At 62.9% G+C, this 22913-nt stretch carries 13 protein-coding genes; 6 read left to right on the top strand and 7 right to left on the bottom strand.

The window, feature by feature from the left end:
* Window positions 1–14: 14 nt before the first annotated feature.
* The 4 genes from FNB15_RS09730 to FNB15_RS09715 all read right to left on the bottom strand — a co-directional run bounded on the left by FNB15_RS09730 (window position 15) and on the right by FNB15_RS09715 (window position 7073).
* Window positions 15–1592, bottom strand: coding sequence for an ABC transporter substrate-binding protein (locus FNB15_RS09730; protein WP_144068510.1), 1578 nt, complete (start codon window positions 1590–1592; stop codon window positions 15–17).
* Window positions 1593–1642: 50 nt separating this feature from the next.
* Window positions 1643–2674, bottom strand: a complete 1032-nt coding sequence (locus FNB15_RS09725) for an ABC transporter ATP-binding protein (RefSeq protein ID WP_185973841.1) — start codon at window positions 2672–2674, stop codon at window positions 1643–1645.
* A gap of 10 nt (window positions 2675–2684) precedes the next feature.
* Entirely contained in the window at window positions 2685–6044 is a 3360-nt protein-coding gene (locus tag FNB15_RS09720) for an acetyl-CoA carboxylase family protein (protein ID WP_144068508.1), read from the bottom strand.
* Window positions 6045–6656: 612 nt separating this feature from the next.
* Window positions 6657–7073 carry a response regulator gene (locus FNB15_RS09715; RefSeq protein WP_144068507.1) on the bottom strand — a complete coding sequence of 139 codons (417 nt, stop codon included), beginning with the start codon at window positions 7071–7073 and terminating at the stop codon, window positions 6657–6659.
* Window positions 7074–7407: 334 nt separating this feature from the next.
* Between FNB15_RS09715 and FNB15_RS09710 the strand changes: the two genes are divergently transcribed.
* The 5 genes from FNB15_RS09710 (at window position 7408) to FNB15_RS09690 (ending at window position 18213) form a co-directional block, all read left to right on the top strand.
* A complete protein-coding gene (locus FNB15_RS09710; protein ID WP_144068506.1) occupies window positions 7408–13194 on the top strand; it encodes a hybrid sensor histidine kinase/response regulator in 5787 nt (1928 codons plus the stop codon).
* Window positions 13195–13224: 30 nt separating this feature from the next.
* Complete coding sequence (locus FNB15_RS09705) at window positions 13225–15303, top strand: response regulator (RefSeq protein ID WP_144068505.1); 2079 nt, start codon at window positions 13225–13227, stop codon at window positions 15301–15303.
* 146 nt (window positions 15304–15449) lie between these two features.
* A complete protein-coding gene (locus FNB15_RS09700; protein ID WP_144068504.1) occupies window positions 15450–15752 on the top strand; it encodes a plasmid stabilization protein in 303 nt (100 codons plus the stop codon).
* A gap of 146 nt (window positions 15753–15898) precedes the next feature.
* Entirely contained in the window at window positions 15899–16357 is a 459-nt protein-coding gene (locus tag FNB15_RS09695) for a response regulator (RefSeq protein WP_144068503.1), read from the top strand.
* Window positions 16358–16584: 227 nt separating this feature from the next.
* Window positions 16585–18213, top strand: a complete 1629-nt coding sequence (locus FNB15_RS09690) for a sensor histidine kinase (RefSeq protein WP_144068502.1) — start codon at window positions 16585–16587, stop codon at window positions 18211–18213.
* Between the two features lie 22 nt (window positions 18214–18235).
* On the opposite strand, the gene ggt is transcribed toward FNB15_RS09690, so the two are convergent.
* The gene (gene ggt / locus FNB15_RS09685; RefSeq protein WP_144068501.1) at window positions 18236–20041 is read right to left on the bottom strand and encodes a gamma-glutamyltransferase; all 1806 of its coding nucleotides are present in this window, start codon (window positions 20039–20041) and stop codon (window positions 18236–18238) included.
* 164 nt (window positions 20042–20205) lie between these two features.
* Between ggt and FNB15_RS09680 the strand changes: the two genes are divergently transcribed.
* Window positions 20206–21423 (top strand): GAF domain-containing sensor histidine kinase, encoded by a 1218-nt coding sequence (locus FNB15_RS09680; protein ID WP_144068500.1) that lies wholly within the window; start codon window positions 20206–20208, stop codon window positions 21421–21423.
* 15 nt (window positions 21424–21438) lie between these two features.
* Here FNB15_RS09680 and FNB15_RS20950 read toward each other — a convergent pair whose 3' ends face one another.
* Window positions 21439–21588, bottom strand: a complete 150-nt coding sequence (locus FNB15_RS20950) for a hypothetical protein (RefSeq protein ID WP_185973798.1) — start codon at window positions 21586–21588, stop codon at window positions 21439–21441.
* Window positions 21589–21683: 95 nt separating this feature from the next.
* Window positions 21684–22904, bottom strand: a complete 1221-nt coding sequence (locus FNB15_RS09675) for a CaiB/BaiF CoA transferase family protein (protein ID WP_144068499.1) — start codon at window positions 22902–22904, stop codon at window positions 21684–21686.
* Window positions 22905–22913: the final 9 nt, after the last annotated feature.

The following is a 22913-nucleotide window of genomic DNA, read 5'->3' as shown; positions in this document are numbered from 1 at the left end:
CTCCCGTGGTCCGGTCAACCTTCGAGATAGACATCTTCGAAGCGCGGCTTACCCAGGATGTTGGGCTTGTAGCCCTTCACCTTCGGCTGCATCGCTGCAATGTCGACCTGCAGGATGACCGGCACATAGAGCGCGTTCTCATGGATGATCTTGAGGGCACGGCCGATGGCCTTGCGCCGCTCCTCCTGGTCGAAGGTGGTGCGGCATTCCGTCATCGCCTTCTCCAGTTCCGGAACACCCCACATGCGCGACGCATTGATGAACGACTTGGGGTCGAACATGATGCTGAAGAACTGACTCGGATCGGTGCGGCCGGTGTAAACCGAGAAGGCCGCATTGCCGAGCTGCTCGCCCATATACTTGGCGCCCAGTTCGTTGCCCGGGACGGCGCGAAGCTGGATCCGGATATTCGACCGCTTGTACTGCTCGACCAGAACTTCTCCACGCTGCTGCGAGCGCTGGTCATTGTAGATGTACATTTCGATGTCGACGCCGTTCGGGTAGCCCGCCTCCGCCAGCAGGCGACGTGCCAGCGCCGGGTCATACTGGTAGGTGCCTTCCAGCTCCTTGTTGTAGGCCCAATGCGACTTCGGCAGCGTCTGGATGGTCGGCTCGGCATAGCCACCCATGGTCAGCTGATTGAATTCGTTGCGGTCGATGCCATGACACATGGCAAGCCGGACCTTGACGTTGTCCAGCGGCGCCTTGGCGTAATTCAGGTACAGGTGATAGGTCGCGACCGTCTGGCCCTTGGCAAGCGTCAGGCCCGAGCGTTCGACAATCGGAATCTGCTGTGGCGCCAGCTGGAAGACGAAGTCATTCTGCTTCGACGTCACCGTGCGCAGCGCCGTGTTGACTTCAGTAATAATCGAAACATCCAGCTTGTCGACGTAAGCGGTGTTCTTGTTCCAGTAGCTGGCGAAGCGGCTGTAGGTGATCTTTTCCGCATCCAGCCAGCTGTCCATGCGCCACGGACCGGTGCCGACCGGGAGACGGTCATAACGGTCGCCGGCCTCCTGCACCGCCTTCGGCGACGACATCATGCCGGCGCGATCCGACAGCACGGACAGCAGCACCACGTCGGGCTCAGACAGCCTCAGGGTGATCTGATAGTCCCCGGTGACGTCAATCGACTTCACGAAAATCAGGTCGATCTTCACCCGCGACTTGTTGTCGGTGCGGGCACGCTCGAGGTTGAAGCGGGCTGCTTCGGCATTGAAGGGCGTGCCGTCGTGGAATTTGACATCGCGCCGGAGATTCAGCACCAGCGTGGTCGCATCCGGTGTCGCCCAGGACTCCGCCAGGCCCGGCTTGGGCATCAGGGTATCAAGGTCGATATTGATAAGGGCTTCAAACACCGGGAACAGCAGAATGTGATCGCTGCCATGACGGCCAGCGATGGGATCCATGCTGGTCGGGTTGTGCGGCGAGGCGATCTTCAGGGTGCCGCCGCGCTTCTGCGCCTGCGCCGAACTGGCACCAAAAGGCAGACCTGCCGCCATCGAACCGGCCGCGGAAATGCCAAGAATCTGCAGCCACTCACGACGGTTCACCGTCATCTGGCCGATATTCATTTGTTTCTCGTTCGACATTCTTCCCTCTCCTTGTTTTTCCGTCGTGTCCTGTCGTTCTTCACGCGACTTCAACTGAACTCTTTCGTCCGGTGATCACCGGCGAAATGGCAGGCAACCCATCGGCCGGGCTCCGGATTGTCCCAGGCCGGAACCTCGTCTTCGCAAATCTTTTCTGCGCGAGGGCAGCGCGTGCGGAACCGGCAACCCGATGGCGGCGCCAGCGCGCTCGGAATCTCGCCTTTCAGGGTCTCGCGCTGCGTGGTCCGCATCGAGGCGGGCACCGGATCTGGCCGCGACTGCAGCAGGCTGAGCGTATAGGGATGCAGTGGTTTGCTGAGCAGATCTTCCACCGGAGCCAGTTCGACCACCACGCCGAGATACATCACGGCGATGCGCGAGCTGAGATGCGCCACGATATTCAGGTCATGCGAGATGAAGACGTAGGTCAGGCCCAGTTTCTGCTGCAGCCCGGCGAACAGGTTGATGATTTCCGCCTGGATTGAGACATCGAGTGCTGCGACTGCCTCATCGCAGACCACGACGCGCGGTCGCATGGTGAGCACGCGGGCGATGATCACGCGCTGCTTCTGCCCGCCCGACAGCTGGTGCGGATAGCGGTTTGCGAAATCCGGCCCGAGGCCGACCTGGTCGAGGCAGGCCATGGCCCTATGATTGCGCTCGTCCTGTGTTCCCTGCCTTTCGATGTCGATAGGTTCGCGCACGCTCTGCAGGATGGTGAGCCGGGGGTTCAGGGCGCCATCGGGATCCTGGAAAACAATCTGGTAGCCGCGACGGCGCTCACGCAATGCCTTGCCACGTAGCCGCCCCAGATCGACGCCGTCGCAGAGGATACGGCCGGCCGTGACCTTCTGCAGCGCGACGATGGCCCGGCCCAGGGTGGACTTGCCTGAACCGGATTCGCCGATGATGCCGAGGACTTCGCCTTCGAAAACCTGCAGGCTGACACCGTCGATGGCACGCAGCGTGCTGCGCCTTGCCACCGGAAAATGAACCTTCACATCCTCGATGCTGACGACCGGCACGGCGTCATTCGCATTACCTGTCGGTTTATGCTGGTGCTGCGGCAGTATGGCGGTCACGTCATCCCCCTCAGCCGAACCAGGCCGAGCCGAAGGGCTCCGGGTCTGTGGTGGCGCGCTGCCGTGCCATGAGATCACCGCGCTGCCGGGCGATCTGCAGGCCGGCGAGAATCCAGTCGCGCGTCTCTGCGGGATCGATGACGTCGTCAATCGACAGATATGGCGCGGAGTTGAGGGCACTGCCGCGATCATGCAGGTCGGCCACCATCTGCCGAATCCGCGCCTCGCGTGCAACAGGATCCGGGATCGCATCCAGTTCCTTGCGATAGGCCAGCTTGACCTGACCCTCGAGGCCCATCTTGCCAAAATGGCCGGTCGGCCAGGCAACGCAGAACAGCGGTTCGAAGGAATTGCCGCCCACCATGGCCAGCGCGCCAAGCCCATAGGCCTTGCGCACCACGACCATGAATTGCGGTACGGTGCGTTTGGAACCGCTGACGAACATATGGCCCGCACGCCGGACCAGGGCCTCCTTCTCCGCATCAGGTCCCACCATGAAGCCCGGCGTGTCGCAAAGCGTGAGCAGCGGCAGGCGCAGGGTTTCCGCCAGATCGGAGAACCGTGCTGCCTTGTCGGTCGCCTCGGCATCGATGGCACCGGCAAGATGCGCCGGATTGTTGGCGATGATGGCGATGGGCTGCCCGGCGATCCGGACCAGGGCCGTGATGATGCCGACGCCGAAGGTCGGGCGCAGTTCCAGCACCGAGTCCGTATCGGCCAGCGCCTCGATCACGGTGCGCATGTTATAGGCGCGGCGCGGCTCCTCCGGCACGATATGCCGCAGATGCCGCTGATCGGCACATGTCCAGTCCTTCAGCGGACCCTGGAAGTAGCCGATGAATTTCCTGGCCGTGACGACGGCGGCGGCTTCATCCTTCACCACGATATCGACGACGCCGTTGCGCGACTGCATCGCCACCGGACCGACATCCTCGGCCGCCACCACACCCAGCCCGCCACCCTCGATCATGGCGGGACCGCCCATGCCGATGGAGGCGTTCTCGCAGGCAATGATCACATCGGCGCAGGAGGCCAGCGCCGCATTACCGGCGAAACAACGACCCGAGACGATTGATACGATCGGCACTTCGCCGCTGAGCCGGGCCAGCGCCCAGAAGCTGGCGTTATGGAGCCTGAGATGGCCGTTATCGTCGGTATCGCCAGGCCGGCCACCACCGCCTTCGGCAAACATGATCACCGGCAGGCGCCATTTCGTGGCGAGCCGGAAGATGCGCCGCTTCTTCGTATGGGCCATCACGCCCTGCGTGCCGGCAAACACCGTGTAGTCGTAGGCCAGCACGGCGCAGCGCGTGCGATCGGCGCCGAACTGATCGGCATTCACCGTGCCCACGCCGGTGATCAGGCCATCTGCCGGGCTGATGCGCTGTAATTCCTCAGCTTCGCGGCGGCTGGTCTGCGCCGCGACGGCAAGCCCGCCATATTCCTGGAAGCTGCGACTATCACAGAGGTCCGCAACATTCTCGCGTGCCGTGCGCTGGCCGGTCTTGCGCCGACGGGCGACCGCATCCGGCCTCGCCGCATCTTCGAGCCGCGCATGGGCGGCCATCACTGTGGCAAGATCGTCGCGGATCAGGTCGAGATCCTGCTCGGTCGTCGCCCGCGCTTCATCATTGGCGACGCTGCCATTTGGCAGGATATGCAGCACGGCGCTGCCCTCGGCGAGCGGCGCGCCCTTGCCGGCAGCGACTACGACAACGGTGCCGCCGAAGGCCGCCTCAACCACGAATTCCATCTTCATGGCTTCGGTGACGACCAGGGGCTGACCGACCTTCACCTCATCGCCGACCTGCACCAGGATATCGACGACACGGCAGGTCATCGGCGACAGGACAGGCTGCGTGCCTGCAGGCCCCGCCAGTGCTGTCGCCATCGTTGCCGCCTGGGGCTGCACCTGGCTGGCGCCCGTGCGCGGGAAGACCAGCAGTGGATGCGCTGTCGCGGCATCGCCAGCCAGTTCGGCCATATTGTCGTCAATGAAGCGCGTATGCACCTGATTGGCCGCCACCTGTGGATGGCGCAGCAAGGCGCGCAGAAAATCCAGGTTGCTGGCAATGCCGCCAATATGCGTTTCGCGCAACGCGCGGTAGGCTTTGCGGACCAGAGCCGCATAATCCTGCGCCGTCGTGTGCACGATCACCTTCGCCAGCAGCGAATCGAAGCTGGCGCCGAGCGGATAACCGACATAGGCGGCGCTATCGACGCGCAGACCCGGCCCGGCCGGCAGGTCAAGTGCAGAGATAGTCCCGGTTGAGGGTGTCGCCGTGCCGTCCGGCCGCATGGTTTCAGCGTTGATGCGCAACTGCATGGCCATGCCAACGGGACGTTCAGGGTCCGGCAGCCGGCTGCGGTCAAGCGTGTCGCCCGCAGCAATGCGCAGTTGCAGCTGCACCAGATCCACGCCGGTGACCTGTTCGGTCACTGTGTGCTCGACCTGCAGCCGCGGATTGACCTCCATGAAACGGATGTCGGCCTTGTCATCCTGGTCCGCTACGCGGACCAGGAATTCGAAAGTGCCAAGACCGCGATAGTTGACGCGCTTCGCCATCCTGAGCGTTGCGGCATACAGCGCACGCCGTGTCTTCACGCCAAGACCCGGCGACGGCGCCAGTTCGATCAGCTTCTGCTGCCGGCGCTGCAGACTGCATTCGCGATCGCCGAGCACAACGACATTGCCATGGTCGTCGCCGGCCAGCTGAACTTCGATATGCCGGGCAGTCTCGACGAATTCCTCGGCATAAACGTCGCCATTGCCGAAGGCTGCCGTGGCCTCCGAGCTGCAGCGCGCGAAATCCACCGCCAGACTGGCCGGATCGCGCACGATCCGGATACCTCGGCCACCGCCACCGGCAGCCGCCTTCAACATGATCACGGCCTGCGGCCCCAGCGTCTGCATGAAAGCAAGCGCGTCATCACCCGATGACAGCAGCCCGGTTCCCCGCGGCAGAGGCACATCGCAATCAGCGGCCAGTTTGCGGGCTTCGGCCTTGTTGCCGAAGGTGGCCAGCGTTCCGGGCTTCGGGCCGGCAAAGATAAGTCCGGCATCTTCGCACTGCAGGGCGAAATCGGCGCGTTCGCTGAGGAAGCCATAGCCGGGATGCACCATCGTGCAGCCGTGCTGGCGCGCCACCGCAATCAGCCTGGCGATATCGAGATAGGCGGCACTGCCGGCCGCGCCCAGCGCAATCGCGACATCGCCCTGCCGCGTATGCAGCGCCGCCGCATCATCTTCGGAGTAAACGACAACACTGCGCCAGCCGAGCTCTGCCACGGCACGGCAGATGCGGATCGCGATTTCCCCGCGATTGGCGACCAGTACCGTATGCGCAATGACGTCGTGCCGACCCGTCATACCAATTCCTGCTCATCAGCGCTGTCGTTGCAGCGCGCGTTTCCTCAGTCGAGGATCAAGAGCATATGGAACTTAGACTTGTCAACAGTAGACAAACTACGGATAATTGTTGACAGACCACTGCGGCAAAGCATCGCCCAGAATGCCTGATTTGCCGGTTTTCTGATAAATTTCGAGACGGCCAGGCGTTCCGCGCTGCGATAATACTGCTGGTTTCCGGCTCAATGCCGAGGCCGACCGCACACCCGATGCGGTACAGACGCAGCGACTCAGCTATTCCAGCGGCCGCAAGGGCTGACCTTCACGGCCAGACAGTCGCGGGCCAGCAATTGGCAGTTTCAGATTTATCGGCGGCCGCTTTGCCGGTCTGTAATCACCCCAGCGCACGATCCACACAGTCGGTTCAGCCGGACATGATTAAGATAATCTATATAAATCAGCTACATAAAAGAGTGCGACAGGCTCGGAACTCTTTCTGTAAAGCTTCGTTTCCCCCTTAAGCAGGAATATTCGGGGGAATGTTCGGATGCCATATCCGACCAGGGGCGGGAAAACCCAAAGCTGCATCGCAATTCCTGAAACCGGCAGGCTGTACCCCGCCGGCAGTTGCGATCATGCCGGTCCGATGGCCGGCCTCTCGGTCTCAGCGGCAGGCGGTATCACCAGCCCGACCGAGGCGATCGCTGCCAACAGGTCTTCGGTAAAATACGGCTTGGCAACAACCCGCACGCCGGGATCGGCGCTGAACGCCCTTACGAGCTCGGCATCGCCATATCCCGTCGCCAGCACGATACCCAGATGCGGCGACAATTTGCGAAATTCGCCAACGAGGCTGTCGCCCTTCATGTCAGGCAGGCCGATGTCGATGACCGCGCAGGAAATCCCGGCATACGCGGCGCGAAAAATTTCCAGCGCGCGTTTCCCCGTGCCGGCCTCGTCGACGACATACCCGGCCTCTTCCAGCCCTGGCACCATGGCCATGCGGAGCAGCATTTCATCGTCGACGAACAGGATGCGTTTGAACGACATGGGCAAGGCTTTCGCTGTGCGGATCCACAAAAGGACCGTGCTCGAACGAAATAATCTGCCAATTGTTCTCAGCCAGCAACTGAATTTCTTCGCGCCTTTTCGCGCATTCGACTTTGGTGCGGACAGCCTGCCGGTCCAGGGTCCGCACAGCTTGTCGCACAAGCAGAACGCTTACAGGAATCGCAAGGGCGTAGATTGCCAGTTGCGGCCTCCGATGCACCAGAAATCGGCCTTGCACAGGGGCCGCAGCGTCTGTGACTGTGTGCCGCACCTTCGACAACCCGGTTCTATTGTCTGGGCTTTTCCGCTGCCCGGCTCACCTGGATGACCTGACATGTCGCAAACAGCAACTCTTCCCGATCCGCAATCCCGTAACCTTCTGGCTGCGCTGCGCGCGTTCCGACGCGGCGACTTCTCGGTGCGGCTCGCCGACGATCTGACTGGCATCGAAGGCGAAATCGCCGCCGCCTTCAACGATGTCGTGCAGATGAATGCGATGATGGCGAGCGAATTCGAGCGCCTCGGCGTTGCGGTCGGCAAGGACGGCAAGATCGGGCAGCGCGGCGCTCTGCCCGGCGCCACAGGCGGCTGGCATTCGTGCGTTGCCTCGGTCAATTCGCTGATCGGCGACCTGGTGCAGCCGACCATCGAAGTGTCGCGCGTGATTGGCAGCGTGGCGCGCGGCGACCTGTCGCAAACCATGCAGCTGGAAATCGACGGCCGGCCTCTGCGCGGCGAATTCCTGCGCATCGGCAAGACCGTGAACACCATGGTGGGCCAGCTCGGTTCCTTCGCCTCGGAAGTGACCCGCGTGGCGCGCGAAGTCGGCACCGAAGGCAATCTCGGCGGTCAGGCCCGCGTGCGCGGTGTGGCCGGCACCTGGAAGGACCTCACCGACAACGTCAACCTGATGGCTGCCAACCTGACCGGCCAGGTCCGTAACATCGCCGAAGTGACGACGGCTGTGGCGAAAGGTGATCTGTCGAAAAAGATCACCGTGGATGTGAAGGGTGAGATTCTTCAGCTCAAGAACACCATCAACACCATGGTGGATCAGCTCGGTTCCTTCGCCTCGGAAGTGACCCGCGTCGCCCGCGAAGTCGGTACCGAAGGCAAGCTGGGCGGCCAGGCCCGCGTGGAAGGCGTCGCCGGCACCTGGAAAGACCTCACCGACAACGTCAACGCCATGGCCACCAACCTGACCGGCCAGGTGCGCAACATCGCCGAAGTCACCACCGCGGTGGCGACCGGCGACTTGTCGAAAAAGATCACCGTGGACGTGAAGGGCGAAATCCTCCAGCTCAAGAACACCATCAACACCATGGTGGACCAGCTCAATTCGTTTGCCTCGGAAGTGACCCGCGTGGCGCGCGAAGTCGGCACCGAAGGCAAGCTGGGCGGCCAGGCCCGCGTGGAAGGCGTCGCCGGTACCTGGAAAGACCTCACCGACAACGTCAACGCCATGGCCACCAACCTGACCGGCCAGGTGCGCAACATCGCCGAAGTCACCACCGCCGTGGCGCAGGGCAACCTGTCCAAGAAAATCACCGTGGACGTGAAGGGCGAGATTCTGGAGCTGAAGAACACCATCAACACCATGGTGGACCAGCTCAATTCGTTTGCCTCGGAAGTGACCCGCGTGGCGCGCGAAGTCGGCACCGAAGGCAATCTCGGCGGCCAGGCCCGCGTGGAAGGCGTCGCCGGTACCTGGAAAGACCTCACCGACAACGTCAACGCCATGGCCACCAACCTGACCGGCCAGGTGCGCAACATCGCCGAAGTCACCACCGCCGTGGCGCAGGGCGACTTGTCGAAAAAGATCACCGTGGATGTGAAGGGCGAGATTCTGGAGCTCAAGAACACCATCAACACCATGGTGGACCAGCTCAATTCGTTCGCCTCGGAAGTGACCCGCGTGGCGCGCGAAGTCGGTACCGAAGGCAATCTCGGCGGCCAGGCCCGCGTGGAAGGCGTCGCCGGCACCTGGAAAGACCTCACCGACAACGTCAACGCCATGGCCACCAACCTGACCGGCCAGGTGCGCAACATCGCCGAAGTCACCACCGCCGTGGCGCAGGGCAACCTGTCCAAGAAAATCACCGTGGATGTGAAGGGCGAGATTCTGGAGCTCAAGAACACCATCAACACCATGGTGGACCAGCTCAATTCGTTCGCCTCGGAAGTGACCCGCGTGGCGCGCGAAGTCGGCACCGAAGGCAATCTCGGCGGCCAGGCCCGCGTGGAAGGCGTCGCCGGCACCTGGAAAGACCTCACCGACAACGTCAACGCCATGGCCACCAACCTGACCGGCCAGGTGCGCAACATCGCCGAAGTCACCACCGCCGTGGCGCAGGGCGACTTGTCGAAAAAGATCACCGTGGATGTGAAGGGCGAGATTCTGGAGCTCAAGAACACCATCAACACCATGGTGGACCAGCTCAATTCGTTTGCCTCGGAAGTGACCCGCGTGGCGCGCGAAGTCGGCACCGAAGGCAATCTCGGCGGCCAGGCCCGCGTGGAAGGCGTCGCCGGCACCTGGAAAGACCTCACCGACAACGTCAACCTCATGGCCGCCAACCTGACCGGCCAGGTGCGTAACATCGCCGAAGTCACCACCGCCGTGGCGACCGGCGACTTGTCGAAAAAGATCACCGTGGACGTGAAGGGCGAAATCCTTCAGCTCAAGGTCACCATCAACACCATGGTGGACCAGCTCAATTCGTTTGCCTCGGAAGTGACCCGCGTCGCCCGCGAAGTCGGCACCGAAGGCAAGCTGGGCGGCCAGGCCCGCGTGGAAGGCGTCGACGGCACCTGGAAAGACCTCACCGACAACGTCAACATGATGGCGGAGAACCTGACCAATCAGGTGCGCGGCATCGCCGAAGTGGTGACCGCCGTGGCGAAGGGCGATCTGACCCGCAAGCTGGAGGTGGAAACCAAGGGCGAAATCGCCGCGCTGGCCGACACCATCAACTTCATGATCGAGACGCTGGCAACCTTCGCCGACCAGGTCACCAACGTGGCGCGCGAAGTCGGCATCGACGGCAAGCTGGGCGGCCAGGCCAAGGTGCCCGGCGCCGCAGGCCTGTGGCGCGATCTGACGGATAACGTCAACCAGCTCGCGGCCAACCTGACGACCCAGGTGCGCGCCATCGCGGAAGTGGCGACTGCCGTGACCAAGGGCGACCTGACTCAGTCCATCACCGTGGAAGCCCAGGGCGAAGTTGCGGTGCTGAAAGACAACATCAATGAGATGATCCGCAACCTGAAGGACACCACCCTCAAGAATACCGAACAGGACTGGCTCAAGACCAATCTCGCCCGCTTCTCGCGCATGCTGCAGGGCGAACGTGACCTCAACACGGTGACCAACCTCATCCTGTCCGAGCTTGCACCGCTGGTGAACGCGCAACATGCGGTCTTCTACGTCACCAATCGCGATGATGATGTCGTCACGCTCGACCTGGTCGCTTCCTACGCGGCCGGGAAACAGGCCGAACTGGCAACGAAGATTCGCCTGCGCGAAGGCCTGATCGGCCAGTGCGCGGCCGACAAGCGCCGCATGTTGCTGCCGGCCGTGCCCGAACAGTATCTCCGCATCGGCTCGGCGCTCGGCGATGCGCCGCCGGCCAGCATCCTGGTACTGCCGGTGCTGTTCGAAGGCGAAGTCAATGCGGTGATCGAGCTGGCCAGCTTCAGCACCTTCAGCGATGCGCATCAGCTTTTCCTTGATCAGCTGATGGAAGGCATCGGCATCGTGCTGAACACCATCGCAGCCACGATGCGTACCGAAGGCCTGCTGCAGCAGTCGCAGCTGCTGACCCGCGAGCTGCAGAGCCAGCAGGAAGAACTGAAGACGACGAATGACCGACTGGAACTGCAGGCCAAGTCGCTGCGGGAATCCGAGGAGCTGCTCAAAAACCAGCAGGACGAGTTGCGTCGCACCAACGAAGAGCTTCAGGAAAAGGCGATCCTGCTGTCGAATGAGAAAAAGCAGGTCGAGACCAAGAATATAGAAATCGAAATGGCGCGCAGCGCCGTGGAAGAAAAAGCCGAGCAGCTCGCCCTTACCTCGAAGTACAAATCCGAGTTCCTGGCGAACATGTCGCATGAACTGCGCACGCCGCTGAACAGCCTGCTGATTCTCAGCAAGCTGTTGTCCGACAACCCGGACGGCAACCTGACCGACAAGCAGACCGATTTCTGCCGCACCATCCACGCGGCCGGTTCAGACCTTCTGTCGCTCATCAACGACATTCTCGACCTGTCGAAGATCGAGTCCGGTACCGTCACCCTGGATGTGGGTGACCTGCCGCTCGAGAATCTGCGGATGCATATGGAGCGCACCTTCACGCAGATCGCCAACGACCGGAAACTCAGCTTCAACATCCGGTTTGACAACGTTCCGGCCACCATCCGCACCGACGAGAAGCGGTTGCAGCAAGTGGTGATGAACCTGCTGTCCAATGCCTTCAAGTTCACCCATGAAGGCGGCGTCACCCTGAGCGCAACCGTCGCTCCGCATAACTGGGCCTCCTCCCACCGGCTGGGCAACGTGACCAGCGCCGCGCTGGCGATTTCCGTCACCGATACCGGCATCGGCATCCCCGAAGACAAGCAGCGCCTGATCTTCGAGGCCTTCCAGCAGGCCGACGGCACCACCAGCCGCAAATACGGCGGCACCGGCCTCGGCCTGTCGATCAGCCGTGAAATCGCCCGTCTGCTGGAAGGTGAAATCCAGGTCACCAGCATGCCGGGTCGCGGCAGTTCCTTTACCCTGTACCTGCCGCTCGATTTCCAGCCCGCCATCGAACATCATCATTTCAGCCGGTCGCCGGCACGCTACATCAACAGCGGTGCCGATGCCGGCCTTGCCCTGCTGGCCCCGATCGAGATCGACGATGATCGCGACCGCCTCCAGCCTGGGGATCCGGTCGTGCTGATTGTCGAGGACGACCACGGTTTCGCCTCCGTCCTGCTTGATCTTGTGCGGGGACGCGGCGCCAAGGGCATTGTCGCCACCACCGGCGCCGGCGTCCTGGCACTGGCAAAGCGCTATCAGCCCAGCGCCATCACGCTGGATGTCGGCCTGCCCGACATGGATGGCCTTGCGCTGCTCGACCTGCTGAAGCGCGAGCCCGCCACCCGCCATATTCCGGTTCACATGATCTCTGGCGACGACCTGCAGGCCGACGGATTGATGCTGGGGGCCCACGGCTTTACCGGCAAGCCGGCCGACCGCGACACATTGCTGGCTGCACTGGAAGGCATCAGCCACTATTCGCAGAACCACACACGGTCGCTGCTGCTGTTCGACCAGAGTGCCACACATGCCGAAGCCACCGCGAAAATGGTGCAGACGGCGGATATCAACGTCACTGTCGCCTCCTCGAAGGCGGCGCTGGCCGCCTGTTTCGAAGCCATGACGCCAGACTGCATCGTGATCGATGCAGCCTCCTTCGACGATGAGTCGGCCGGCATGGTGCGAGAGTATCGCGCGGCTCAGGGTGGCGACCATATCCCTGTCATCATCTACTCCGACCAGAGCATGGCATCCTCTGGCAATATTGCCCGCGCGGTGCGGAACGACCTGCTGCTGGAAGCCAAGGGCAAGGGCGAGCTGCTGAAGGAAACCTCACTCTTCCTGCATCAGGCGCTCAGCGGCATGACGAACGATCAGCGCAACCTGATCGGCCAGATTCGCCAGAAGGACCCGGTCCTGCGCGGCAAGAAGGTGCTGATCGTCGACGACGACATCCGCAATATCTTCTCGCTCACCAGCGTGCTGGAGCAGCATGACGTACGGGTCATCTATGCCGAGAGCGGCCGCGATGGCGTGCAGATCCTGCTGAATGAACCCGATATCGACATCGCCCTGATCGACATCATGATGCCGGACATGGACGGCTACCAGACCATGGGCGTTATCCGCCAGCAGGAGCAACTGCGCGGCCTGCCGCTGATCGCCGTGACGGCGAAAGCCATGAAAGGGGACCGCCAGAAATGCATGGAGGCCGGCGCGTCGGACTACATCTCAAAGCCCGTCGACGTCGATCATCTGGTCTCCCTGCTCCGCGTCTGGGTTCTGCGCAGCCAGATTCATGCCATGGCGGGCGAGTGAGCCGGTGATGTGATGCAGGACCAGGCCTCCATGCAAGCCGAGACTGCGGTGCCGGATACCGGCCTGGGCGGCGTAACGTCCGAGGATGCGGCGCCCGATAAGGCCAAGATCCTGATCGTCGATGACGATGAGCGGAATCTCACGGCCCTGCAGGTGATCCTGGAAGAGCTCGGCGAGGAGCTGGTGTTCACCCGGTCCGGCGAGGAGGCGCTGCGCTACCTCCTGCATAACGAATGTGCCCTGATCCTGATGGACGTGCTGATGCCGGGCATGGACGGCTACGAAACGGCTGACCTGGTGCGGAGCCGCGAGCGGTCGCGCCACATTCCGATCATTTTCCTCACCGCCGTCAGCCGTAATGAAGTGCATGAGTTCAAGGGCTACACGGCCGGCGCCGTCGATTATGTTTTTAAACCGATCGAGCCATTCATCCTGCGCTCGAAAGTCGCGGTCTTTGTCGATCTGTACAAGAAGACCCGCGAGATCAGCCACAAGGTCGAGCAGGAACGCCGCCTTCTGCTGGAAAACCAGCAGGCACAGGCAAGCCGTCTGGCTGCGGAAATGGCCTTGCTGCGCGTCGAAGAAGGCCAGGCGCTGATCCTGCGGTCGCTGCCGATTGCCTTGTATTCCATGCCGGCCGATGCACCGTTCCAGGCCCGGCTGAAAATCGGCGAGACCGTGCGGGGACCATCCGGTTTCGCGGCCGAGCACTTTCTCGAGCCCGGCTTCTGGTTTGACCGCATTCACCCCGACGATCAGACGCAGGTCAGGCAGCTTTTCGAGCGGCTGCCGGAGACCGGCAGCGCCGTCACGGAATATCGCTGGCTGTGTGCAGACGGCGCCTCCCGCTACTTTCTCAATCACGCGGTTTACATTGCGCGCGGCGACGGCACTGCACCGGAGATCGTCGGCAGCTGGCTGGACGTTTCCGACCGCCGCATGCTGGAACAGCAGGCCGTGCATGGCCAGAAGATGGATTCGCTGGGCCGCCTGACCGGCGGCATCGCGCATGACTTCAACAATATGCTGACCGTGGTAATTTCCAGCCTGGACCGGATGCGCCGCACGGCGGATCCCGGCAACCCCGTTCTGCGCAATATAGACTTGGCCCTGACTGGCGCGCTGCGCTGCGCCGACCTGACCAAGCGCCTGCTGTCCTTCGCTCGCCACCAGCAACTCGAACCTCGGCCACTCGACCTCAATACCCTGGTGGGCGACACCGAGGTCATTCTGCGCCGACTGATCAGCGACACGATCTTCCTGGATGTCCTGCGCGCGCCGGATCTCTGGCCTGTCTATGCCGATCCGATCCAGCTGGAATCCGCCCTCGTCAATCTGGCCGTCAATTCGCGCGATGCCATGCCGGAAGGCGGCCATCTCACAGTGGAGACGCGCAACATCGCGATCAGGACGGCCACTGGCAGCGACGTTCCCGCCGGGGATTATGTCTCCCTGAGCGTGACCGATACTGGCATCGGCATTCCGCCCGCCCATATCGACAAGGTGTTCGAGCCGTTCTTCACCGCGAAAGAAGTCGGCAAGGGCACCGGCCTCGGCCTCAGCATCATCTACAGCTTCGTGCGCCAGTCCGGCGGATACATCCGGCTCAGCAGCACTGTTGGCAAAGGCACGACGATCCAGATCCTGCTGCCTCGCCTTCTCGCCGCGCTTGAACCGCAGGCCGAGCCTGGGATTCCGGCTGACATGCCGAAAGCGCAGGCCGGCGAGCGGATTCTGGTGGTCGAAGATGACCCAGCCGTTCGCGTTTCCGTTTCAGCTTTCCTGCATGACCTCGGATATGCCGTACTCGAAGCCAGGAATGGCGATGAGGCCGTGGCAACTTTGCAGGGCGCCAGGGACATCACCCTGATCTTCTCCGATATTGCCATGCCCGGCTCCTTCAACGGCTATCAGCTTGCCGCGGAAGTCTCGGCGCAGTATCCGCAACTGCCGATCCTGCTGACATCGGCGAATGCCGCCGGCGTGCCAAACAGCGCCCAGCCGGCAACAGAGTGGCCGTTTCTGCAGAAGCCCTACCGGAATACCGACCTCGCTGTCGCGATCCGGCAGACGATCAGCGAAAAGCAGCGGGCCCGGCCCGGCAACTGACGACACGGTCGCACCTCTCGTGGACCTCGATGGCCGGGAGCGTGCTGTGACAAGTTTCTCATGGCTGCGCTGGAGCGTGAACCTGCGGCAACGCCCCGCGTTGGCCTTCTGATAACAGCGTAGTTCCGCCGTTAAGGGAGACCGGCATGCCAAGGGGCGACAAATCCAGCTACACGTCGAAACAGAAGCGTAAGGCCGAACATATCGAGGAAGGTTATGAGAAACGCGGCGTCGGCAAGGAGGAAGCCGAGCACCGCGCCAGGGCGACAGTGAACAAGGAAAGCGGCGGCGGCAAGAAAAGCGGTTCGGGTCGCGGCAAGACAGAAAATCGCAGCGCCTCGAAAAAGGGCGGCAAGAAAGGCGGCGCGGCTTCTGCGGCACGGCCGAAGGCGGCGCGCAAGAAAGCCGCCAAGAAGGCAGCCGCCACCCGCAAGCAGCGTGGCAAGTGAGTCAGGCGCTCGCGCCCGGCACAGTAGTTTTCAACCACCGGATTTGCTTCGAAACAAAACTGTGACCTGCGAGAAGACCGCTGGCCATGCGGCTACGCTGGTGCACAGAATGCGGCGCCCTGCGGCCCTGAGGAAAGGGGAAGCACATGTTTCACTCCGCTAACACGCCCGCTGTCTTCCCGACTGAACCTGAGGAAACAGAGCCGTCCGATCTGCGGCTTGCCGTGAAACCGCGCATCCTGCTGATCGAGGACAATCCCCTGATCGCCGAGATGATGGAATCCGCCCTGATCGAGGAAGGCTTCCGCGTCGTCGGCATCGCCGATACCGCGGACCGGGCCGTGAAACTGGCACGGCTTTATCACCCAGACTTGGCCGTAACGGATATCCGGCTGGCGGGCCCGCACGATGGCATCGAGGCCGCGATGCAGATTTTTCGCGAAACCGGTGCACGCTCGATTTTCGCCACCGGCAACCTCGATAGCGTCTCGGCCGGACGCTGCGCCCATGCCAAGCCGCTTGGCTGGCTGACCAAGCCCTATACGCCCTCGCAGCTTGTCGACGCGGTGCGGCAGGCGATGACCTCGGTCGAAGTCGACGCCTGACCCAGGTGCGCCGTACACGGTACATGCAACAGTAACCCTAAAAGATGATTCCCCCCCTTCACGGGCGAAAATACCGTGACCTGTGAGGTAAAGGCGGGAGGGGTCCCATCCAACACTGGTTCAGACAGGGCGCAACAGCGTCAAAGGGACGATCGCAGTCATTCACGCAGTCGAGATCCTTCTCGATCTTCGTCGTCTTCGCGCTGTTCTCCTTTGTGATCTCGGGCGTGCTCGCGATCACCTACCACACACTTGCGCAGCGCGATTTCGAGCAGAGCAAGAGGATCGAGAAGGAAGCTCTGTTGCGGCTGGCCGACGGTTTCGTGCGCGCCTATACCAGCCTGACGTCCGATCCCGCCGTGCCGCCGGCGACCCTGACCCATGTCGCGCTCAAGAACTATCTGGAAACCAATACCGACCGCGACCAGACCCGCATCAGCTGGATCGGCATTCCGGGTCGCGAGATCGCCACGCCGCCATCAGATGACCGGCTCGGCCGCCGTCTGCTGGAAATCGCCGCAACAGCCGACCCCGGCACCGATGTCCGCATCCTCAAGACCAGGGAAGGCACGATCCTGCGCTCGATCCATCCCTCGGTCGCGCTGCAGCAGGATTGCGTGACCTGCCACAACCAGGTGGCGGCCGAACGCGGGCAGCCGCTCTGGCAGATCGGTGAAATGATGGGCGCCTTTGTGCTCGAGGTCACGATCGACGACTTCCTGCTCGGCCTGGGGCAGAAATCGGTCGGCTTCGGCATCGCCTTTTTCGTGATTTCCACCGTGATTGGCTTCGTCTTTTTCCGGCAGAATTTCATCCGCGTAAAATTCGAGACCGAGAACAGCATCTATATCGAGATCGGCGAGGCCATAGAGGCGATCGGTGACGGCTTTGCCGTTTTCGGCACCAATGGTCGGCAGCTGATCGCCAACAAGGCTTTCCGCCGGCGGCGCAGCGACGAGCAGGAGACCATCTTCAGCGAGCCGGTGCTGAAGACCAGCTGGGAAGAACGCGGCAAGGACAGTCGCTGGATCAAGATCGACGAGGCGAAAACCCCGTCCGGGCTCTGCGTCTACCTCGAAACCGACATCACCACACTGAAGGAACGCGAGCAGGATCTGATGGCGGCGAAGTTGGCCGCCGAGGCCGCCGGCAAGGCGCGCTCCGACTTTCTGGCGCTGATGAGCCACGAATTGCGCACGCCGCTGAACGCCATCATCGGCTTTTCGGAATTGACGATGAACCGCATGTTCGGACCAATTCCGCCGAAATACCACGAATATGCCTGCGATATTCACCACAGCGGCCGGCATCTGCTCGAACTGATCAACGACATCCTCGACATGTCGAAGATCGACGCCGGCAAGATGACCATCAATCTGGAAATGATCCGGCTGAGCGATACGATACTGCAATGCCGTCGCCTGGTCGAACCGATGGCGATGGAGCGCGATGTCGCGCTCAACTGCAATTTTCCCGACGAACTGCTGATCGCCGATCCGCTGCGTTTCCGCCAGATCATGGTCAACCTACTGACCAATGCAGTGAAATTCACGCCACCGGGCGGCTCGGTCGATATCGGTGCGCTGCGCATGGGCGAGCGACTGAAAATCTGGGTCAGCGACACCGGCATCGGTATCGCGCCCGAGGATATCCCGAAAATCCTCGAACCCTTCGTTCAGGTCGGTGATATGAAATCGCGCAGCAGCAGCGGTAGCGGCCTCGGTCTGCCGATCACCAAGGCATTGGTGGAAATGCATGGCGGTAGCATGATGATCGACAGCCGCCGCGGCGCGGGCACCATCGTGACGATCCTGCTGCCGCAGCGCCAGGTGGTGCGGACGGCGGTAGCGACATAACGCCCGTTATCGCCAGCCTGACTTATCGGCCGGCCGCGACGCCTTCGCGGCGCGGATCGGCGCCACCGATCAGGCTGCCGTCGCTGCGCACTTCGATACCCTGCAATCCGCTGTTAAGCTCGATCACGCTGGCCTTGTGGCCGCGCGCGCGCATCGTCTCGGCCAGAACCGCCGCCGCTGTGCCCTCTTCGAGTTCCAGCCCGGTATTGCGATCCAGGTAATGTGGCAGGCTGATCGCCTGCTGAATATCCAGCCGCCAGTCCAGCACGCCGATCACTGCCTGCGCCACATAGCCAAGAATGCGGCTGCCGCCCGGCGAACCCACAACCAGTCGCAACGAGCCGTCCGCATTGAACACCACCGTCGGCGCCATCGAACTGCGCGGGCGTTTTCCAGGCTCAATGCGATTTGCGACGGGGCGGCCATTCTCCTCGGCCTCGGCCGAGAAATCGGTCAACTGGTTGTTGAGCAGAAAACCATGCACCATCTGCTTCGAGCCGAAGACATTCTCGATCGTCACCGTCATCGCCACGGCGTTGCGCGCGGCATCCACGGTGGAGACATGCGTGGTGGACGGCAACTCGATGGCGCTGTCGCGGCCATAGGCCGGCAGCGCGCCATGCTTGCTCGGCGGTTCGCCGGGTGTCGCTGGCACGGTGCTGCCGCGCGCGGGATCGAGCAGTTTCGCGCGGCTGGCGAGATAGCCGCGCTCGGTCATGCCCTCCAGCGGCATGCGAACATGATCGGGGTCGCCGACATAGACGTCGCGGTCGGCATAGGCCAGCCGCGAGGCCTGGGCGACCAGGTGCACGGCCTCGGGTGAGAGTGGCGCCAGCCGGGCGAGATCGAAATGCGAAAGAATCCCGAGCGTCTGCAGCATGTTCACGGCCGAAGACGGCGGCGGCATGGTGCAGACGCGATAGACGCGATACGGCGCGCAGACCGGGTCGCGCTCCCTGGCGCGATAGCCGGCCAGGTCCTCCAGCACCATCCCGCCGGGATTGGGCGAATTGCGTACCGCCGCCACGATGTCGGCGGCGACCTGCCCCGTGTAGAAGGCCTGGGAGCCTTCGCTCGCCACACGACGCAGCACGGCAGCAAATGGCGCATTGACCAGCAGGCTGCCGACCTGCTTTGCCGTCCCGGCCTCGGTGTAGAACAGCGTCCGCGCCTGCGGCATCTGGCGCAGCTGCTGGTCGCGTTCCAGCAACGCATGCAGGCGCGGCGAGACCGGGAAGCCGGCCTCGGCCAAGCGGATGGCGGGCTGGAACAGGGCCGCCCAGGGCAGCCGGCCGTAGCCGGCATGCGCCAGTTCGAACATCCGCAGCATGCCAGGCACGCCCACGGAAGCTCCGCCGACCACCGCCTCCATGAATCCCTTCTTGCGGCCCGCGGCATCGAAGAACAGCCGGCGGTCGACACCAGCCGGCGCGGTTTCGCGGCCATCGAAAGCGCGCAGCTTCCGTTGCGCATTGTCCCAGACCAGCATGAAGCCGCCGCCACCGATGCCGGCCGATTGCGGCTCGACCAGGTTGAGCACCAGGGCGGTGGCGATCGCGGCATCCACCGCCGAGCCCCCCATGGCCATGATTTCGGCGCCGGCCTCGGCCGCATACGGATTGGCGGCGGCGTTCATGTAGCTGGCGGCGCGAGTCGCCTGCTTTTCGCTGCGTCCGGTCGCCGCCTCCGGCGCGATGCTTTCGAAATTATTCGCCCGGGGCTGAGCCTGGGGTTGGCCCGTCGCCCCCACAGCCAGCGATAGGCCCAACAGAATCGCCAGACCGGCCGGCACCGCCTTTTTCAGGCCTGTTCTGCGGAAAATCCTCATGGCGCGTTCGTCCCTGCGTTGCGCGGCCCCGAAAGCCTTCCGCAATCCTAGCATATGTAAGTTTGGTAAGGAGATCACGGCGTTATCGGAAAGTAAGGCAGCATCGCGCCCGCCGTGATGTAGCGTCCGGACCAGCAACTGCAACCCGGCCGCGAAACCCCCAGATGACCTTCACAGCTCCCCTGCCCGCCAACGAAGACCAGCGTCTCGCCACGCTGCGCGACTACCGCATCATGGACACCGCGCCGGACGAGCGTTTCGACCGCCTGACCGCCTTCGCCGCCGACCTGTTCGATGTGCCGGTCGCGCTGATCAGCCTGATCGATGCCGATCGGCAGTGGTTCAAGTCGCATTATGGCCTGCCGGTCAGCGAAAGCCCGCGCAGCATTTCCTTCTGCGCCCATACCATCCTGGATGACGAACCTCTGATCGTCGAGAATGCCACCGAGCATCCGCAGTTCCGCAACAGCCCTCTGGTCCTGGCCGGCCCGGGCCTGCGTTTCTATGCCGGCGTGGCGCTGACCGCCGATGACGGCCAGCGGATCGGCACGCTATGTGTCGGCGACAACAAGCCGCGCAATTTCTCGGACGACGACGTGACACGACTGCGCCGCCTGGCGGCGATTGCCTCGGACGAGCTTGAACTGCATCGCGCCCGTATGGAGGCCGAAGCCAGCGTGAACGCGCAGAATGCCGCCAACCTGCTCAAGAGCAAGTTGCTGAGCTCGATGAACCATGAATTCCGCACGCCACTGAATGCGATCCTCGGCTTCTCGCAGATTCTCGAACTGAACATGGGCAAGCGGCTCGGCCGTGAAGAGCTGGAATATGTCGCGGCCATGAAGACCGCCGGCGAAAACCTGCTGCGGATCAGCGACAGCATGATGACCATGGCGCAGCTTGAAGCCGAGGTGGTGCCGTTCGGCACCGAGACGGTAAGCGCGCAGTCCCTGATCGAGGAAGTCTATGCGCTGCACCGGCCTGCCGCGGCGCTGAACGGCATCGCTTTCATGCGTCGCGCCTGCATTTCGGCCGCGACCCTGAAAGCCGACCACAGCCATCTGCTGCGCATCCTGGGCAACTTCATCAGCAATGCCTTCAAGTTCACTGCGCTGGGTGGCGAAGTGACGCTCGGTTGCGCCACCGAAGACGGCCGCGTCACATTCTTTGTGGAGGACACCGGCTGTGGCATTGCCGCCGACCGCCAGCGCGAGGCTTTCCAGAGCTTCAACCGGCTCGGCCGCGAAGGCAGCACCGTGGCCGGCCTGGGCCTGGGCCTGGCGATTGCCAGCCGCCTGGCGCAGGCGATGAAGGGCGAGATCGGCTTCGAGAGCCGCGAAAGCGCCGGCAGCCGCTTCTGGGTCCGTTTCCCGGCTGCTTAAGCTTCCAGCGCAGCGTTACTGCTGAACCTGCTGTTGTGCCTGCTCCTGCTGGCGCTGGGCATTCGGATTGACGCCCTGCTGGGGGCGTGGCGCCAGATCGGGATACAGCGACTGCGGGGCCGGAACTGTTTTCGGTGACGCGGAATTGGTGGACTGGTTCTGCATGGCGCGGTCCTCCGGTCGGTTCTGGTCTGCTTGGCGAGTCAAACCGGGCTCGACAGCAACTGTTCCCGGCGAACTGAATTTTTCGCCGCCTGCCGTCAGATCACTCCCTTGTTGTGGAGTTCCGCCAGTTTCGCCGCATCGAAGCCGAGCTGTTCGGCCAGCACCTTGTCGGTATGCTCGCCCAGCAGCGGCGGGCCGCGGTCGTACGAGACCGGAGACTCCGACAGACGCAGCGGGCTGGCGACGCTGGGCAGCGTGCCCTGCCCGGTATGCGGCACGGTTTTCTGCAGGCCGCGCGCCTGCACATGCGGATCGGCGAACACGCGATCCACCGTGTTAATCGGCCCGCAGGGCACCTGGCGCTTTTCCAGCGCGGCGATCAGATCGTCGATGGTGCGCGTCTTCGTCTCTTCCGAAATCGCGGCCACAATCTCGGCGCGGTGATGCAGCCGTTCGATATTGGTGGCGAAGCGTGGATCGCTCTTCCATTCCGGATGGCCGAGTTCATCCGCCAGCTTGGCAAACTGGCCATCGTTGCCGACCGCGATGATCACATGGCCGTCCGAGGTCGGAAAACTCTGGTAGGGCACGATGGCGGCATGGCCGTTGCCCATGCGCTCGGGCACTTCATTGCCGACCAGATAGTACGTCGCCTGGTTGGCGAGCGCGGCCACCTGCACATCCAGCAGCGCCATGTCGATATACTGCCCGCGACCTGAGCGATGGCGCTGGTTCAGCGCGCCAAGGATGGCAATCGTTGAGTAAAGCCCGGTCATCACATCGGCCAGTGCGACGCCGGCCTTCTGCGGACCGCCGCCCGGCAGGCCGTCGCGCTCACCGGTCACGCTCATCAGCCCGCCCATGCCCTGGATGATGAAGTCGTAGCCGGCGCGCGGCGCATAAGGTCCGGTCTGGCCGAAGCCGGTGATCGAGCAGTAGACCAGTCGCGGATTGAGCTTGGACAGGCTGTCGTAATCCAGGCCGTATTTCTTCAGCCCGCCGAGCTTGTAATTCTCCACCACCACGTCTGCTTTTGCAGCGAGGTCGCGCAGGATCTGCTGGCCTTCCGGCGTGGCCATGTCGACGGTGATCGAGCGTTTGCCACGATTGGCAGCAAGGTAATAGGCGGAGTCGGCGCGCGCGCCTGTTGCAGGATCCTTGAGATAGATCGGACCCCATTTGCGCGTATCGTCGCCCTCGCCCGGCTTTTCCACCTTGATCACGGTGGCGCCGAGATCGGCCAGGTTCTGGGTGCACCACGGACCGGCCAGCACGCGGCTGAGATCCAGCACAACGATATCATCCAGCGCACGCATGCCGGCAGC

Source organism: Ferrovibrio terrae, assembly GCF_007197755.1.
GTDB lineage: Bacteria > Pseudomonadota > Alphaproteobacteria > Ferrovibrionales > Ferrovibrionaceae > Ferrovibrio > Ferrovibrio terrae.
Note: the sequence above shows the minus strand (reverse complement) of the source record. Positions and strands in the feature narration are given on the sequence as shown.